Genomic DNA, 14278 nt, shown 5'->3' on the forward strand with positions numbered 1-14278 from the left:
CCTGTAAGATTTTCTATTATCTGACGCTAAAATTAACAGTTTGTTGCCGCCTGTCAAATTGGGCAAACTGCCCGCGAAACAACAACCCGGAAGGTTAATAACAGTGAAATTGATTTCTCAAACATGGATAGCGGCGGCACTGACATCGGTATGCTCTGTAGCGGTTGCCGCGGTACCTGATGTTGAAACGGCGGTGAACCAGGCAATTAAACCCCTGATGCAGCAGCAAGCGATCCCCGGTATGGCCGTCGCGGTGGTCGTTAAAGGTAAGCCTTACTATTTCACCTGGGGCATGGCTGACGTTAAACAACATCGTCCTATAACAGAAGAGACGCTGTTTGAATTGGGTTCGGTGAGTAAAACCTTCACCGGTGTGTTAGGTGGCGTCGCGGTGACCAAAGGCGAAATTGCGCTGAGCGATCCTGCCAGCAAATATTGGCCTGCGCTGACTACGCCGCAGTGGCGCGACATTACGCTGCAGCAACTGGCTACCTATACTGCCGGCGGATTGCCGCTGCAGGTGCCAGATGCCGTGACTGATGAACATGCGCTGGCGAACTTTTATCAACAATGGCAACCGCAGTGGGCGCCGGGTAAAACACGTCAGTATGCGAATAGCAGCATCGGCTTATTTGGTTGGCTGGCGGTGAAACCCAGCGGGCTGACATTTGAGCAAGCGATGCAACAACGCGTATTTACGCCGTTGCAGTTGAAAAACACTTTTATTACCGTGCCTGACGCAGCGAAAGAGGCTTACGCATGGGGTTATCGCGAGGGCAAGCCGGTACGTGTCTCACCGGGCATGCTGGATGCCGAAGCCTATGGCGTGAAGTCGTCGATTAAAGATATGGCGCGCTGGATGCAGGTCAATATGGATCCGCAGCAGGTTAACGATAAGACGTTGCAGCAGGCGCTGAATTTAGCGCAAACACGTTTCTATCGCACCGATGCGTTATATCAGGGGCTGGGTTGGGAAATGCTGGATTGGCCCGCTCAGGCAGACTTGGCCGCTAAGGGCGCTGATAACAAAGTGGCACTTGGCCCACAGCCCGTGCGGGATGCGAAATCCCATCCTCGGATAACCGCTTCCTGGGTACATAAAACGGGTGCAACAGGCGGATTCGGGGCGTATGTCGCTTTTATCCCCGAAGAACAGATCGGCATTGTGATGCTGGCGAATAAAAACTATCCGAATACCGAGCGGGTCAAAACTGCGATGCACATACTTAAGGCGTTGCAGTAAGCATGTGGGGCGGATTCATCGCCCCAATCCCGTTTAATGCGGGAGATCATCTACACTTTATAGGTGATCAACTAAGGAGCTTCAGATGACTAACCATCCGAAAGATAAACGCGACGTGAACGACGAAAAGCATCCTGCCAAAGATAATCCCAGCGAACACGGTGAGATCCCCAGAACGCGCGATGACAGTGAAGACGACACGAAAGATCCGTTTAACGACGAATAACAAACAGCATCAGCAACGGCAGAGCGGCAAACAGCATTAATGCGGTTGGCGCGCCTGCCTGAGCATAGAGTTGACCAAACAGCAGCGACCCCAGCATCTGACCCGCCGCCAACATGAAAAACAGAATGCCTACGCCGATGGCAGGGGCATTTTGCGTGGCTTCTGCGCCCCATACCAGCAACACGCCTGAGAGTGTCACGTAAGCCGCGCCGCCTAACGCTATAGCCGGAAACAGCCATATTGAGTAATGGTGGCTAATTGCCAGCAGCAATAAAGGCAGGGCCAGACAGCACTGAGACAGCCGATAAACCCAGTTCATCCCCATCCATTTCGCCATTGGGCCGGTCAATGCGCCGACGATGCCTGCTGCGCCACCGATCAACCACAGCAGGTTAACAACGCGGTCGCTGACGGCAATGTGATGTAGCAACGCCGGCCCGAAGCTCCACCATGCGGCACTGGCGATGCCGCTGATCAATGCAATGAGGATAAGTCGCTGCAATGCGCGTTGACGCAGGCGTCTTGACCATGAAGTAGGCTCGGCGTGTTCACGCTGGTTGGGAAGCTGGCGCCAAATCGGCACAAGGCAGATTATCGCTAGCGCGGCGAAAACGGCACAGGAGACGCGCCAGCCGCCAGGCAGCCAGAACAACATTGGCACTGACAGCATAATTCCCATGCTGGTTCCGGCATTGATAACGGTGTTCATTTGTGGCTGCTGCTTAGCATCAATGCGCTGGCTGACGGCACTCGCTAAAGCAGGTGAGGCGAGACCTGCACTCATCCCGGCGATAAATAATCCCACAGCCAGCATCAAGGGTGAGACAGCGATCGCGATAATCACCAACCCCAACGCTGCACACAGTGCGGCGACCGCAGCGAGAAGACGTGGGCCGGCGCGGGCGCTCATCATCGGTGCAATCAATACTGCTACGCAGTAAGCAGCAAAACTGCAGGCTGACAGCATCCCGGAAACGCGCGGTGTAAAGGGTATCGCGTGCATTACGTCCGGCATCATCAGGCCCCAGGCAAAACGCGCCATGCCGTAAGTGACGGCGATTAGCGAAAAGCCGGTGATGCCCAGCGCTGTGCCGTTCATGTCTTTTCACTGAGGGCGATAAGCTGCAGCGCGGCGGCCTTACCTGCATCGCATGCATTCACCGCCCCAATGATCAAGGCTGAGGTAAGAACGCCTTCAAACAGCAGCCAAATGGCATCCGCCAGCGCCACATGCTGCCTGCCGAGCGCGTGATAAATTGAGCGAGCAATGTAATCACGCATATTGTGGCGATATGCCAGCGCCTGTTGAGCCAACGCGGCATCTTGCCCGACGTATTCTCCCCACGCCTTCAAAAACAGACAGCCATTGTTGCCGTATTGCTGCATCCAATCGGCCATTGCATCGAACATGTGGCTTACGGCTTGCGGCTGCTCTGGGGGCGATAATGCGGCAAAAAAACGCTCCTGACGCGCAGCCAGCACCGCCGCCGTTAGCGCTTCACGTGAGGGGAAATAACGATACATTGTTCGCGTCGAGACGTTCGCCTCGCTGCAAATGCGATCGGTGCTAACGGCATGAAAGCCGTTGAGATAAAACAGCCGTTCAGCGGCAGAGATGATGTCGAGTTTCTTTTTCATTCTTAAAAAGTAAACCGATCGTTTTACTTTTGCAAATGTGAAGCGTAAATTGACTTGCTTAAATAGCAGTGCGTTCTGACTCCCGCCGCTCAAGCGCGTATAAAATGCTGTCGCGTCTGGCGTTTTTTGCTTCCGGCAGCGGGGCCAGATTACAGCCTGATTTGTGTGGTCCCTCTACTTTGTACCGCGCACGATTACCGGCTTTTTTTATATGTGAATGTTGGACCGGGCTAATAACGTGGTAGTTTACCGCTTCGTTAATATTACCGTCGCCCAATGAGATTTTTCTCTTTAAATATCCAGCATCAGGAGCAGGTAATACGTAGCTTGAATAGGACATTAATCATACCTTATGACTAATTTACAATTCTCTTAGGTACCTAACTATCACGCAACTGTCTGTTAAGGTTGACTTTATTTTAACTGCTTAAATTAACAGCGTTTTTATGAAAATAAAATTCTGTACTCTTATTCGGTGTTTGTATATTTTCATCGTCAAGCGGTGACAAGATAACTTCCCACCCTGAAACCCACGCGTTCAATTGTTAACTTCAGCAGGCTCTCTTGATAGAAATTTTCTCTAAAATTAAGATTATTCCCCTCATAGCAAAATCAATCAGACTCGTTAACTTTTTAGTGGTCTTGATTTTCAGACCATTCCATTAAGATTTTTATCACTAAATAAAATGCTGGCGCTGCAGTCGCCAGGGGAAACGTATGCAAAAAATTAATATTAACACTGACTTCATAACCTACTTCAATTGTGGTTCTGTTCAGCTACGATCGGAAGCTGAGATCTTGGGTTCCATCATCACCACTATCATAGCTGACAAAAAAACTGTTACTAATAAAAGCATTATCGCTTACCTGCTTGCCGAACTGGAGTGCACAAATGATGCCGCTTTCCAGGATTGCCTGCGTAATACGCTTCAAATTGTGGTAGGAAAAACGCCGGATGATGAAAGCTTTTTAAGTTAAGAAAAATAGCAATAAATAGGGCTGTTGATATAAACCTATTTTTGATTTTAGAGTTCAGGATTTATCTGACAGTCTACTACCATGCTTAATGCGTTATAATAACTGGACCGACCAGGACGAACCTGGCAAGCAGTTAAATTCCAATAATAAGTGATATTTTATGAATTACAGCAATTTTTCAGCAAAAGTAAGTTTCTGGCCTAATATGCATTTCACCGCTATTGAAATTGAACAGTGCGGAGAACACTTTGAGATATATGCCACTGACATTTCCCGGCTGGCTAAAAGTAAACTTTTTGTGGGGCGTACCCATGATAAAAATTTAGCGGATTCTTATGCTAACCAGTTTCAAGAGTGGTTACCTAAAGTTAATCGCGAAATGAAAGTGCGCGAGATGAAGCCGTTATCTCGCAATATGACTTCTCAGGCACTCAGCAAAAAAAACGATCTGGAAATTTTGCCGGCCCATGCGGATTTTTTGCGTAACAGTAATCATTGGTAGTCGATAAGCGCGAAATTTAAATCTGCGAGCCAGTACAAGCTGATTATTGACCTCCTGCCATAAATTGATTGTTGCTGTCTGCATGACACAGGTTTCCCCAGCAAAAATTCGCACAATAGAAAGCTTCTCTTTCCAGTGCGAGGAATGGTTGTGGACAACATCAAAGTCGGACTTTTTGGCATCGGTCTTGAAACCTACTGGCCACAGTTTGCTGGGCTCAAAGCACAACTTGAGCAGTATCTTGCTGTGGTCGCCGAGCGATTAAGCACGCACGGTAATGACGTCGTGGATGCGGGGCTGATCGATAACAGTGAGAAAATTGAGCAAGCGACGCAGTTGTTTGCTGCAGAGAGTGTTGACCTCCTGGTCTTATACATCACGACCTATGCCCTAAGTTCCACCGTTCTTCCTCTGGTGCAGAATCTGAATAAGCCCGTTTTGATTTTAGCGCTACAACCTGAAATGTTGGTGCCTTGTCGGGAAATCAACGCACTGACCGATCGCGCCGCTCGCACTGGCCAATGGTTGGCGCATTGCCAGGCATGTACCGCGCCAGAATTGGTTAATGTATTTCAGCGAATCGGCATTCAACATGAACTGGTTGTGGGTTATCTGGATGACGATGTGGCATGGCGGCAAATAGCCAATTGGCTTAACGCGGCGTATGTGGTTCGGGCACTCAAACAGACGCACATTGGCATTGCAGGTCACTACTATAACGGCATGTATGATGTGTATTCAGATATCACCAATCTTTCTGGGCGCTTTGGCGTACGCTTCAAAATAGTGGAATTTTGTGAGTTAGTGGCGCTCGCCTGTCAGCATGAAGAAAGCGAATACCGGGCAAAAAGGGATGAGCTGTTCAGCGTGCTGGAGGTTGATCACACCTGCGAAGAGACTGAAATCCAACGCGCATTACGCACAGCAATTGCACTCGATAAGTTGGTCGAACGCCATAAGCTGGGTGCGCTGGCTTATTATTATGAAGGCGCGCCTGGTTCCGATCATGAAAATATCGTCACTTCCGTCATCGCCGGTAATACCTTGCTGACGAACCGGGGCATTCCCGTTGCCGGTGAGTGTGAAATTAAAAATGTCATTGCGATGAAGATCTTGAGCCTTCTGCATGCGGGCGGATCTTTTTCAGAACCTTATGGCATCAACTTTAGAGACGAAACCGTGCAGTGGGGACATGACGGACCGGCTCATCCTGCAATGTCTACGGCAAAAGTTCGGCTGGTGCCTTTACCGGTCTATCACGGCAAACCCGGGAAAGGGGTTTCCATTCAGATGAATGTTGCTAACGGTCCGGTGACCTTTTTATCGGTGGTTGAGCATCGCGATAGCAGCATCACGCTGCAATATGCGGAAGGCCAGGCTGTAGCGGGTGAAACGCTGGATATCGGTAATACCAACAGTAATTATCGCTTTGCCCTCAGCGCGCGGGACTTCACTAAATCATGGTGTGAAGGTGGACCAGCACATCACTGCGCGATTGGTCGCGGCCATCTTGGCGAGGTGATAGTGAACATTGCGAGATTGCTGAATATCCAGGCAAAGCGCATCGCTTAGTATTTTAACAACGTGCAGGCATCGTAGCGGCGCAATTCATTGCGCGATAAATCGCGCCGCTAGGGAATATACGGCTGTTATCGTGACGATCGTCAATACGTTGAGGTGGACACCTTTTGCGCCGAATACAATAAGCCCATTGAACAACGCCGGTTGCCAAATGAAATAACAGCCCCGACAGCCAGCGCTTCGGGTTTATTAGCGCTGGCAAGATTTGAATAATTAATAGCGCTTATCTTATCGGGGGCTAAAACTGCTGAAGACCAAAGCCATACCTTTCCCGTCCTCATCTGGTGCAAAATCCCCATGTTTGCACCAGTAAAACGCATAACATCCGCTTATCACACCGTATAAAATTCATTCAATTCAGCGTATTAATAACCTGGCATGCGCGTTGCTAATCAATTGGTAGAGATGTTGGACCAATTAAGGCAATGCTATGCAGATACCGGTTGAGCTTCATCCTATTTCCACGCCGCGCAGCGATACGCTGATTCTCGATGCGTTGACACGTTATATGGCGCAGTCGGGTGCGCAGCCTGGCAGCCGCTTGCCACCAGAACGTGTGCTGGCGGAGAAGCTTGGCGTTAGCCGTAATACGGTGCGTGAAGCGCTCAAACGCTGGGAAGCGCTAGGCATTATTCTGCGTAAAAAGGGCAGCGGCACCTTTTTGCAGGCGGAAGTGGACGTCAATGACAGTTTCTTGTCGCTGCGCTTCAAAAACGACTCTGCCAACATGCTCCACGCGCTGGAAGTGCGCCGCATTATTGAATCTGAATCCTGCGTGCTGGCGGCACAGCGCGCCACAGCTGCGGATCTGATCGAAATCGAGCAACGTCTCGAAGAGATGGAAAAAGTGCATCTGGCGATTGGTTCTGCCGGGGCGGAAGACTGGGCATTTCATGCCAGTATCTATCGCGCAGCCGGTAACCCTCTGCTGCTGCAAATGCTCAACGGCATCTACGACTCATTTCATGCATTTTTCGAATCACCGCCGGAACAGGCGCTGTTTTCTGACTCTTTCCCGCTGCACCGTGAATTATTCAACGCTATATGCCAACGCGATTGCATAGCGGCGCGCGCCATCTGCCATCAAATACTCGATATCACCGAACGCGACATGAGGGATGTAATTAATGCCAAACGATAAGCCGATTCCGCAACAAACGCTGCTAACGCATGACGAACGCCATGAAAAAGGCGCGGTCACTACGCCGATTTATCAATCTTCACTGTTTACGTTTAGCGATTACGACAGCATGATCGCGCGCTTTCGCGGTGAGAGCGATCAGCCGCTCTATTCGCGCGTCGATAACCCAACGGTAAAAGCGCTGCAGGACAAAATGGCGGCGCTGGAGGGGGGCGAAGCCTGCCTGGCGTTTGGCAGCGGCATGGCGGCGATCAGCAATGCGATCCTTAGCGTGGTGGCACCGGGCAAAAAAGTGGTGTGTGTCAATCACGTATATCCCGACACCTACCGCTTCCTGCGTGGCTTCTGCCAGCGCTTTGGCATCGTTACAGAGTTCGTGGACGGTGATGACGAAGGCGCGATGCGTGCGGCATTAACGGATGCCAGTCTGCTGTATCTGGAAAGTCCCTCCAGTTGGGTAATGAGTGAACAGAATCTGAATAAACTCGCTGCGATGGCACGCGAAGCGGGCGTCATCAGCATCATTGATAACAGCTGGGCCTCACCGATTTTCCAGCAGCCGCTGCTGTGTGGCATCGATATCGTGGTGCACTCGGCGTCGAAATACATCAGCGGTCACAGCGATGTGGTGGCCGGTTTGGTGATCGCTAGCCAGCAGCACATCAACAACATTACCCGTTACATCAGTCCTTATCTTGGCGGCAAACTCTCGGCGCATGAAGCCTCACTGCTGATGCGCGGCCTGCGCACGCTGCCGCTGCGCATGAAACAGCATCACCAGAGTGCGCTCACTATTGCGGAAAAACTGGTGGAACATCCGCTGGTGACGGACGTGTGTCATCCGGGGCTAAAGCCCCAGTCGTGGTCCACCTTGCGTGGCTACAGCGGTCTGTTTGCTTTTGAAGTGGCGGAGCAGGTGGATATTCCACAGTTGTGTAACGCGCTTGAGTTATTCCACATGGGCGTGAGTTGGGGGGGATTTGAAAGTTTGGTCATGCCGGCGATTTCTGTCATCAACCAGGCCAGTGAATTTAACTCGGCGGTGGATTTCGGCGTCTCACCGCGCCTGATCCGCATCTCGGTGGGCCTCGAAGAGACCAACGATTTGTGGGCCGATTTGCAGCAAGCCCTTGCCAGCGCCAATCGCGCGTAATCACTTACCGGAGAACCGTCATGACTCAACGTTTTGCTCTGAAAACACTCGTATTAGCCGTAGGTTTAAGTGCGGCCATGAGCAGTCTCGCCGCCAAACTTACCGTGGTTGAGGTGATCACCAGCCCGCCGCGTACCGCGCTGCTGCAAAAAATGCTCGATGAATATAAAACGCAGCATCCCGGCACGGAGATTGAACTGATTTCCCTACCGTGGGGACAGGCATTTGAAAAGCTCGGCACCATGTTGCAAAGCGGTCAGGTACCAGATGTCGTGGAGATGCCGGATACCTGGCAAGGATTGTATGCCAGCAATAACATGCTGGAAGACCTCGAACCGCGCCTGAAAAGTTGGGACGCCACGCCTCAGCTCACGGATAAAACGCTGGCCATGGCGCGTGCTGCCAACGGCAAAGCCACCATGGTGCCGTACGGTTTTTATCTGCGTGCGCTGTTCTGGAATAAAAAGCTGTTCCAGCAGGCCGGTTTAAATGAACCGCCCAAAACCATGGAGGAGTTTGCCAGCGATGCGCAACGCATCAGTAAGTTAGGCAATGGCATCAGCGGTTACTGCATGCGCGGTGGCGTGGGTGGCACCAACGCCTGGATGATGTTTATGGCGGCGATGAACGGTTCACCCGAGTTCTTTGACAAACAAGGTAACAGCACGCTGACCGAGCCGGGCGCAATAAAGGGTGCGCAGCTGTTGGTGGATATGTACCAGCAAGGCGGCGCCTCGAAAGACAGCGTCAACTGGGGCTTCAATGAGATCGTCTCGGGCTTCTATTCGGGTAAATGCGCGATGCTTGATCAGGATCCAGATGCGCTGATCGCCATCAAAAACAGCATGGCGGCCGATGATTTTGCCGTGGCGCCAATGCCGGTCGGTCCTTCTGGCAAAGCTTTCCCGACCATTGGTTACACGGGCTGGTCGATGTTCAAGCAGGGCAAACAGAAGGATCTTGCCTGGCCGCTGATTACCTTCCTCAGTGACAAAACCAACAACCTCACATGGTCAAAATTCGTTGGCACGCTGCCGATTTACAAAGGTGCAGAGCAGGACCCGTTCTACCAGACGCCGCAGTTCGCGGGCTGGTTCAAAGAGCTGAACGATCCTAACTATGTGCCGCTCACAATGCCCACCCATCTGAAAGGCTGGGGCTACTTTAACTCGGTCATTGTGAAAGAGAGCAGCCAGGAAACCTTGCTGGGCGAGAACGATACCGAAAACATGGTGAAAGATTGGGCGAAATATCTCAGCAAAGAGCAGAAAGCCTGGCTTGCCACGCAGTAACGTTGAACAACCGGGAGTTTACCTATGATGCTTGATGCTTCTCTGCCCAATAGCACCTCGCGTGCCCGCCGTTTGCGCTGGTCTCGGCTGGCTGAACCGTGGTGGTACTTGTCGCCTGGCCTGTTGCTGATCGCCTTGTTCATTTTTGTGCCGATGGCGATCGGCATTTCTTATGCGTTTCAGAGCATCAACCTACTGAATCCGATGGAAACCGGTTGGGTAGGCTGGGACAATTTTACGGAAATGTTTGACGATCGGCGCTTTTTTAAAGCGCTGGGGCACACGCTTAACTGGACGCTCAGCTCGCTGTTGCTGCAGTTCTTCTTCGGTCTGGCACTGGCGCTGCTGCTCAACCGCGAATTTCGCTTTCGCCGCTGGGTGCAGGCGCTGGTGTTCTTGCCGTGGGCAGTTCCCGCGTTTCTCTCTGGGTTGACCTGGTCATGGTTGTTCAATCCGGTGGTGGGGCCGCTGCCACAGTGGCTAAGCGACCTGGGCGTGCTGAGTGAGCCGTACAATATTCTGTCCGATCCGCAGCTGGCGATGTGGGGACCGGTGATCGCCAACGTGTGGTTTGGTATTCCGTTCTTTGCCATCACGCTGCTGGCGGCGCTGCAGTCGATCCCCAAAGACCTGTACGAAGCAGCCTCGATTGACGGTGCCAGCGGTTGGCAGCAATTTCGCCGCGTCACGCTGCCGTTTCTGGCGCCGATGATCGCCATCACCGTGATGCTGCGTACCATCTGGATCGCCAATTTTGCCGATTTGATTGTGGTGATGACCGATGGCGGGCCGGCGGGATCGACCTCCATTCTCTCCAGCTACATCTTCACCACCGCTTATCGCAAGCTCGACTTTGGCTATGCCTCGGCGATGGCGGTGTTTCTGTTACTGCTGATGACTTGCTATGCGCTGGTGTTACTGCGCATTCGCCATCAGCTGCTGAAATAGGAAGCGACTATGCGACTGTTACCGCTGATTGGCCATCGTCTAAGTATTGCGGCGTATCTGGTGTTCGCCCTGTTTCCGCTCTACTGGATCATCAAAATTTCGCTGACGCCGGACCACCTCCTGTTTAGCCAGGGCGTCACGCTGTTGCCGAGCGGAGTGACGTTCGGTCATTTCAAAAAAGTGCTGACCGACAGTGATTTCCCGACGTTTTTTACCAACAGTCTTATCGTTTCGTTTAGTACCGCGTTTCTCACCACGCTGATTGCCGCTGCAGCTGGCTATGCCTTTTCGCGCTTCCAGTTTCGCGGCAAAGTGCTGATCGCCGGGCTGCTGCTGTTCACGCAGATGTTCCCACTGGTGATGATCATCGCCCCGATTTACAAGGTGATGGCGCCGCTGGGCCTGACCAATAGCTTGCTGGGGCTGATTCTTCTCTACACCGCGTTCAACGTGCCGTTTGCGACGTTTCTGATGCAATCCTTCTTTGATGCCATACCTAAAGATCTGGAGGAATCGGCGATGCTGGAAGGCTGCACGCGTTTTCAGGCGTTGTATCGTGTGCTGATGCCGCTGACCTTGCCGGGTATGGCGGCCACGCTGGGGTTTGTCTTTACCGCTGCATGGAGCGAGCTGCTGTTCTCACTCATGCTAATCAACAAAAATGAGGTGATGACCTTCCCGGTTGGGCTGCTCAGTTTCGTGTCGAAGTTTGCCGTTTCCTGGGGAGAAATGATGGCGGCGGTGGTGCTGGCGCTGATTCCTGCCTGTCTGTTCTTCGCCTTTATTCAACGCTATCTGGTTCAGGGACTCACCGCCGGTGCGGTTAAGGGGTAAATTATGGCTGAAATCACGCTTAAACAGATCGACAAGCGCTATGGCAACGTTGAGGTGCTGCGCGATATTAATCTCACCATTAAAGATGGTGAGTTCGTGGTGCTGGTTGGCCCATCTGGCTGCGGAAAATCGACGCTGTTACGCACCATCGCCGGGCTGGAGTTGGCGAGCGACGGCGATATTCGTATCGGTAATCAGTTGATGAACGATGTGGCACCCAAAGATCGCGATATCTCGATGGTGTTCCAAAGTTATGCGCTTTATCCGCATTTAACGGTGGCGCGCAATATGGGCTTCAGTCTGGAAATTCAGAAACGCCCGCGCGCAGAAATTGAAGAGAAGGTCAGGCGCGCGGCAGAGATTCTTAGTCTGACGCATTTACTCGATCGCCGTCCAAAAGAGTTATCTGGCGGCCAACGCCAGCGCGTAGCGATGGGGCGCGCCATCGTGCGTCAGCCGCAGGTGTTTCTGTTTGATGAACCGCTCTCAAATCTCGATGCGCAGTTGCGTGGTCAGATGCGCGTCGAAATAAAGAAGCTACATCAGCAGATGAACAACACCATTGTTTACGTGACGCACGATCAGGTTGAAGCCATGACGCTCGCTGACCGTATTGTGGTGCTGAACAACGGTGTGATTCAGCAGGTCGGTACACCGCTGGAGTTATATGACACGCCGGCTAACAAGTTTGTTGCCAGCTTTATTGGCTCGCCCTCAATGAATTTCATTAATGGCGTAATGACTGCTGACAGTGTGCGTATTGGCGATAGCGCGCAACTGCCACTGAATGGGCGCTGGGTGGATCACCCGGTCGGGCGAGACGTTATTTATGGTATTCGACCCGAGAACGTGACGATTGCCGAACCGGGCGCACGCAATGTGCTGCCGCTGGAGGTGTCGTTGGTGGAGCCAACCGGATTATCCGAGCTGATTCATGGGTCGTTATTGGGACATGACATCATGCTGTTCACCACGCAACGTTCTGGTGCGCAGGCAGGGGATATTTTGTCAGTAACGATTGATGCTGATCGCGCGATGTTGTTTGATGCCGATTCGCAAAAGCGTTTATAACTTGTGAAATAAACCGCCTGTTATCTCTCAGGCGGCTCGCGTTATTACTTGGTTTGCTGCTGTTTGCTGTCAGCCTCTTTCTGCTTTTTGTTAGCCATATGATGCCCCACCGCACAACCCGCCGCCGCGCCAGCAACACCGTGATGGGCCACGTGACCCGCAACGCCGCCGACAACTGCACCTTTAATGCATCCTTTAGCTTCCACCTGCGACGTTACCGATAGCAGCACGCCCGCAGTTAATACAATGAGAGAAAGTTTACGCACTGGATTTATTCCTTTTTTAAGTTAATAAAGCGCAAGCAACACGCATCCAGTGTAGTCAGCGGAATAAAAGGCACTGTTATAAACTGTAAACAAAGATATTTTGCTAAAATATAAAGCTTATTTTGTGAGCGTTAATAGTCAGGCCAGGGAAAAGGAGGCTGCCGATATAGATTCGGTTTTACAAAACTATTGTTTTCTCTTAACCTGACAGACGCCCGTTGATTTTCTCGATATAACAATACCAATGTTAAATAGATCTAATGATTAATTTAAATGACGACACAGAGAATTAAATGACCAGCAGTTACGATGAACAGATGAAAGATAGAATGATAGGTGAGGCGCTTATTGCACTCTTAGAGGATGCTGTCACTGTATCCTCCGCAGCTCTCATCACTAAGCTCGAATCTATGGCGGAAGCTGAAGAGGAAGTTTATCGGAGAGTCGCCTGCCAACGCGCACTGGAGGATGTCAGAAATCACAGCGTCAGGACGAATAAGTTAAGCGATGCTAAGGATTCCAGTGTGGCGATGCCGGTTTATACCGCGAATCAAAAAAAACACTGAGTGAATCTCTACCCTTTGCTACGACGCTAAACACTTTTCCGCAATGATGTTGATTGCGTTGTCATAATCTGGCTTCTGCTGAACGGATGCAACTTCTTGATGCTGTTTGAGAAGCGCAGTGATGATATCAAGTTGCAAAGGGTGATCGGAGTTAAGCAGGCATGACACCGCACGGCCAATGACAGCATGGATATCATCCATATTTTCCGCTTTATCATCTGACATCACCTTCTCCTCAATTCCTTTGCTAATTAACATTTTTCAGCCTGTTCCTAAACATTAATGGGAATGTCTTACTTACGTGCCGTCAGGGAAGTGCCCTGATGAGTTTTTGGCGTAACGCTGACACTCTGGCGGTTAAATCAACCAGTTCTTCATACGGCGTATCCATCACTGACACCATGTCGGCGGGGACGCCGGCAGCGGCTATTTTCAGCTGTTGACCCTGCTCAGTAACAGAGATCAGCACTCTACGCTCATCGCCACCCACATCTCTTTTTCGGCAAATGACACCAGACTGCTCCATTCTTTTTAACAGTTGGCTCAGTGTTCCCGAATCCAACTGCACGCGTGCGCCTAACTCTGAAACGGTAATCTTGTCTTTTTCCCACAGCGCCAGCAGGACCAGATACTGCGGGTAGGTCAGTCCCAAAGGCTTCAATCTTGACTGATAAAGTTTGGTCATCGCAAGGGATGCGGAATAAAGCGCGAAGCAGAGAAACTGATCAACCGTGACCGGCGCTTCACTCTCTGGACTTACACAGCAAACTTCATCATTTAACTCTTTCATATCACCACTAATTTTAGAATAGAGCTGCAGTCGTAAGACGCAAAAACGC

18 protein-coding genes are annotated in these 14278 nt (G+C 51.3%); 12 read left to right on the top strand and 6 right to left on the bottom strand.

The window, feature by feature from the left end; genetic code table 11:
* Nucleotides 1-109 precede the first annotated feature (109 nt).
* Nucleotides 110-1243: a class C beta-lactamase gene (gene ampC, locus ACRQ84_RS20260; RefSeq protein ID WP_483818506.1), complete on the top strand. Its 1134-nt coding sequence runs from the start codon at nt 110-112 to the stop codon at nt 1241-1243.
* Between the two features lie 85 nt (nt 1244-1328).
* The gene (locus ACRQ84_RS20265) at nt 1329-1469 is read left to right on the top strand and encodes a hypothetical protein (RefSeq protein WP_196762354.1); all 141 of its coding nucleotides are present in this window, start codon (nt 1329-1331) and stop codon (nt 1467-1469) included.
* Here the strand turns inward: ACRQ84_RS20265 and ACRQ84_RS20270 are convergent.
* The 3 genes from ACRQ84_RS20270 to ACRQ84_RS20280 are packed head-to-tail and all read right to left on the bottom strand — an operon-like array spanning nt 1456 to nt 3447.
* On the bottom strand, nt 1456-2568 hold the full coding sequence (locus tag ACRQ84_RS20270) for an MFS transporter (RefSeq protein ID WP_483818399.1): 1113 nt from the start codon (nt 2566-2568) through the stop codon (nt 1456-1458). The two genes, ACRQ84_RS20265 and ACRQ84_RS20270, sit on opposite strands and share 14 nt — an antisense overlap.
* Entirely contained in the window at nt 2565-3107 is a 543-nt protein-coding gene (locus ACRQ84_RS20275) for a TetR/AcrR family transcriptional regulator (protein WP_483818400.1), read from the bottom strand. The genes ACRQ84_RS20270 and ACRQ84_RS20275 overlap by 4 nt, the downstream gene beginning before the upstream one ends.
* A gap of 58 nt (nt 3108-3165) precedes the next feature.
* Nucleotides 3166-3447, bottom strand: a complete 282-nt coding sequence (locus ACRQ84_RS20280) for a hypothetical protein (RefSeq protein ID WP_483818401.1) — start codon at nt 3445-3447, stop codon at nt 3166-3168.
* A 377-nt stretch (nt 3448-3824) separates the two neighbouring features.
* Here ACRQ84_RS20280 and ACRQ84_RS20285 point away from each other — a divergent pair, with 377 nt between their 5' ends.
* The 9 genes from ACRQ84_RS20285 to ACRQ84_RS20325 all read left to right on the top strand — a co-directional run bounded on the left by ACRQ84_RS20285 (nt 3825) and on the right by ACRQ84_RS20325 (nt 12607).
* Entirely contained in the window at nt 3825-4085 is a 261-nt protein-coding gene (locus ACRQ84_RS20285; RefSeq protein WP_064740005.1) for a biofilm/acid-resistance regulator YmgB/AriR, read from the top strand.
* Between the two features lie 160 nt (nt 4086-4245).
* A complete protein-coding gene (locus tag ACRQ84_RS20290; protein WP_483818402.1) occupies nt 4246-4587 on the top strand; it encodes a hypothetical protein in 342 nt (113 codons plus the stop codon).
* Between the two features lie 144 nt (nt 4588-4731).
* Nucleotides 4732-6159, top strand: coding sequence for an arabinose isomerase (locus ACRQ84_RS20295; RefSeq protein ID WP_483818403.1), 1428 nt, complete (start codon nt 4732-4734; stop codon nt 6157-6159).
* 439 nt (nt 6160-6598) lie between these two features.
* On the top strand, nt 6599-7309 hold the full coding sequence (locus tag ACRQ84_RS20300) for a FadR/GntR family transcriptional regulator (RefSeq protein WP_064740008.1): 711 nt from the start codon (nt 6599-6601) through the stop codon (nt 7307-7309).
* The gene (locus tag ACRQ84_RS20305) at nt 7296-8462 is read left to right on the top strand and encodes a PLP-dependent transferase (RefSeq protein ID WP_483818404.1); all 1167 of its coding nucleotides are present in this window, start codon (nt 7296-7298) and stop codon (nt 8460-8462) included. Before ACRQ84_RS20300 ends, ACRQ84_RS20305 begins: the two co-directional genes overlap by 14 nt.
* A gap of 20 nt (nt 8463-8482) precedes the next feature.
* On the top strand, nt 8483-9754 hold the full coding sequence (locus tag ACRQ84_RS20310) for an ABC transporter substrate-binding protein (protein ID WP_483818405.1): 1272 nt from the start codon (nt 8483-8485) through the stop codon (nt 9752-9754).
* Between the two features lie 24 nt (nt 9755-9778).
* The gene (locus ACRQ84_RS20315) at nt 9779-10702 is read left to right on the top strand and encodes a carbohydrate ABC transporter permease (RefSeq protein ID WP_483818406.1); all 924 of its coding nucleotides are present in this window, start codon (nt 9779-9781) and stop codon (nt 10700-10702) included.
* A 9-nt stretch (nt 10703-10711) separates the two neighbouring features.
* Nucleotides 10712-11536, top strand: coding sequence for a carbohydrate ABC transporter permease (locus tag ACRQ84_RS20320; protein ID WP_483818407.1), 825 nt, complete (start codon nt 10712-10714; stop codon nt 11534-11536).
* A gap of 3 nt (nt 11537-11539) precedes the next feature.
* The gene (locus ACRQ84_RS20325; protein ID WP_064740013.1) at nt 11540-12607 is read left to right on the top strand and encodes an ABC transporter ATP-binding protein; all 1068 of its coding nucleotides are present in this window, start codon (nt 11540-11542) and stop codon (nt 12605-12607) included.
* Nucleotides 12608-12651: 44 nt separating this feature from the next.
* Here ACRQ84_RS20325 and ACRQ84_RS20330 read toward each other — a convergent pair whose 3' ends face one another.
* Nucleotides 12652-12873: a hypothetical protein gene (locus ACRQ84_RS20330; protein ID WP_064740014.1), complete on the bottom strand. Its 222-nt coding sequence runs from the start codon at nt 12871-12873 to the stop codon at nt 12652-12654.
* 293 nt (nt 12874-13166) lie between these two features.
* On the opposite strand from ACRQ84_RS20330, the gene ACRQ84_RS20335 reads away from it, so the two are divergent.
* Entirely contained in the window at nt 13167-13439 is a 273-nt protein-coding gene (locus tag ACRQ84_RS20335; protein ID WP_483818408.1) for a hypothetical protein, read from the top strand.
* Between the two features lie 18 nt (nt 13440-13457).
* Here the strand turns inward: ACRQ84_RS20335 and ACRQ84_RS20340 are convergent, their stop codons facing one another.
* Together ACRQ84_RS20340 and ACRQ84_RS20345 are read right to left on the bottom strand one after the other, a co-directional pair.
* Nucleotides 13458-13664 (bottom strand): hypothetical protein, encoded by a 207-nt coding sequence (locus tag ACRQ84_RS20340; RefSeq protein ID WP_155726412.1) that lies wholly within the window; start codon nt 13662-13664, stop codon nt 13458-13460.
* Nucleotides 13665-13746: 82 nt separating this feature from the next.
* A complete protein-coding gene (locus ACRQ84_RS20345; RefSeq protein ID WP_483818409.1) occupies nt 13747-14229 on the bottom strand; it encodes a MarR family winged helix-turn-helix transcriptional regulator in 483 nt (160 codons plus the stop codon).
* Nucleotides 14230-14278 lie beyond the last annotated feature (49 nt).

It is taken from the genome of Pantoea sp. E2023-21, assembly GCF_051302795.1.
Classification (GTDB): domain Bacteria; phylum Pseudomonadota; class Gammaproteobacteria; order Enterobacterales; family Enterobacteriaceae; genus Pantoea; species Pantoea ludwigii_A.

Bases quoted from the DNA above. Each gene is read 5' to 3' on its own strand.
- ACRQ84_RS20310 (WP_483818405.1), top strand. From the start codon at position 8,483: ATGACTCAACGTTTTGCTCTGAAAACACTCGTATTAGCCGTAGGTTTA.
- ACRQ84_RS20300 (WP_064740008.1), top strand. From the start codon at position 6,599: ATGCAGATACCGGTTGAGCTTCATCCTATTTCCACGCCGCGCAGCGAT.
- ACRQ84_RS20265 (WP_196762354.1), top strand. From the start codon at position 1,329: ATGACTAACCATCCGAAAGATAAACGCGACGTGAACGACGAAAAGCAT.
- ACRQ84_RS20340 (WP_155726412.1), bottom strand. From the start codon at position 13,664: ATGTCAGATGATAAAGCGGAAAATATGGATGATATCCATGCTGTCATT.
- ACRQ84_RS20320 (WP_483818407.1), top strand. From the start codon at position 10,712: ATGCGACTGTTACCGCTGATTGGCCATCGTCTAAGTATTGCGGCGTAT.
- ACRQ84_RS20275 (WP_483818400.1), bottom strand. From the start codon at position 3,107: ATGAAAAAGAAACTCGACATCATCTCTGCCGCTGAACGGCTGTTTTAT.
- ACRQ84_RS20280 (WP_483818401.1), bottom strand. From the start codon at position 3,447: ATGTCCTATTCAAGCTACGTATTACCTGCTCCTGATGCTGGATATTTA.
- ACRQ84_RS20305 (WP_483818404.1), top strand. From the start codon at position 7,296: ATGCCAAACGATAAGCCGATTCCGCAACAAACGCTGCTAACGCATGAC.
- ACRQ84_RS20295 (WP_483818403.1), top strand. From the start codon at position 4,732: ATGGTTGTGGACAACATCAAAGTCGGACTTTTTGGCATCGGTCTTGAA.
- ACRQ84_RS20270 (WP_483818399.1), bottom strand. From the start codon at position 2,568: ATGAACGGCACAGCGCTGGGCATCACCGGCTTTTCGCTAATCGCCGTC.
- ACRQ84_RS20335 (WP_483818408.1), top strand. From the start codon at position 13,167: ATGACCAGCAGTTACGATGAACAGATGAAAGATAGAATGATAGGTGAG.
- ACRQ84_RS20285 (WP_064740005.1), top strand. From the start codon at position 3,825: ATGCAAAAAATTAATATTAACACTGACTTCATAACCTACTTCAATTGT.
- ACRQ84_RS20290 (WP_483818402.1), top strand. From the start codon at position 4,246: ATGAATTACAGCAATTTTTCAGCAAAAGTAAGTTTCTGGCCTAATATG.
- ACRQ84_RS20345 (WP_483818409.1), bottom strand. From the start codon at position 14,229: ATGAAAGAGTTAAATGATGAAGTTTGCTGTGTAAGTCCAGAGAGTGAA.
- ACRQ84_RS20325 (WP_064740013.1), top strand. From the start codon at position 11,540: ATGGCTGAAATCACGCTTAAACAGATCGACAAGCGCTATGGCAACGTT.
- ACRQ84_RS20315 (WP_483818406.1), top strand. From the start codon at position 9,779: ATGATGCTTGATGCTTCTCTGCCCAATAGCACCTCGCGTGCCCGCCGT.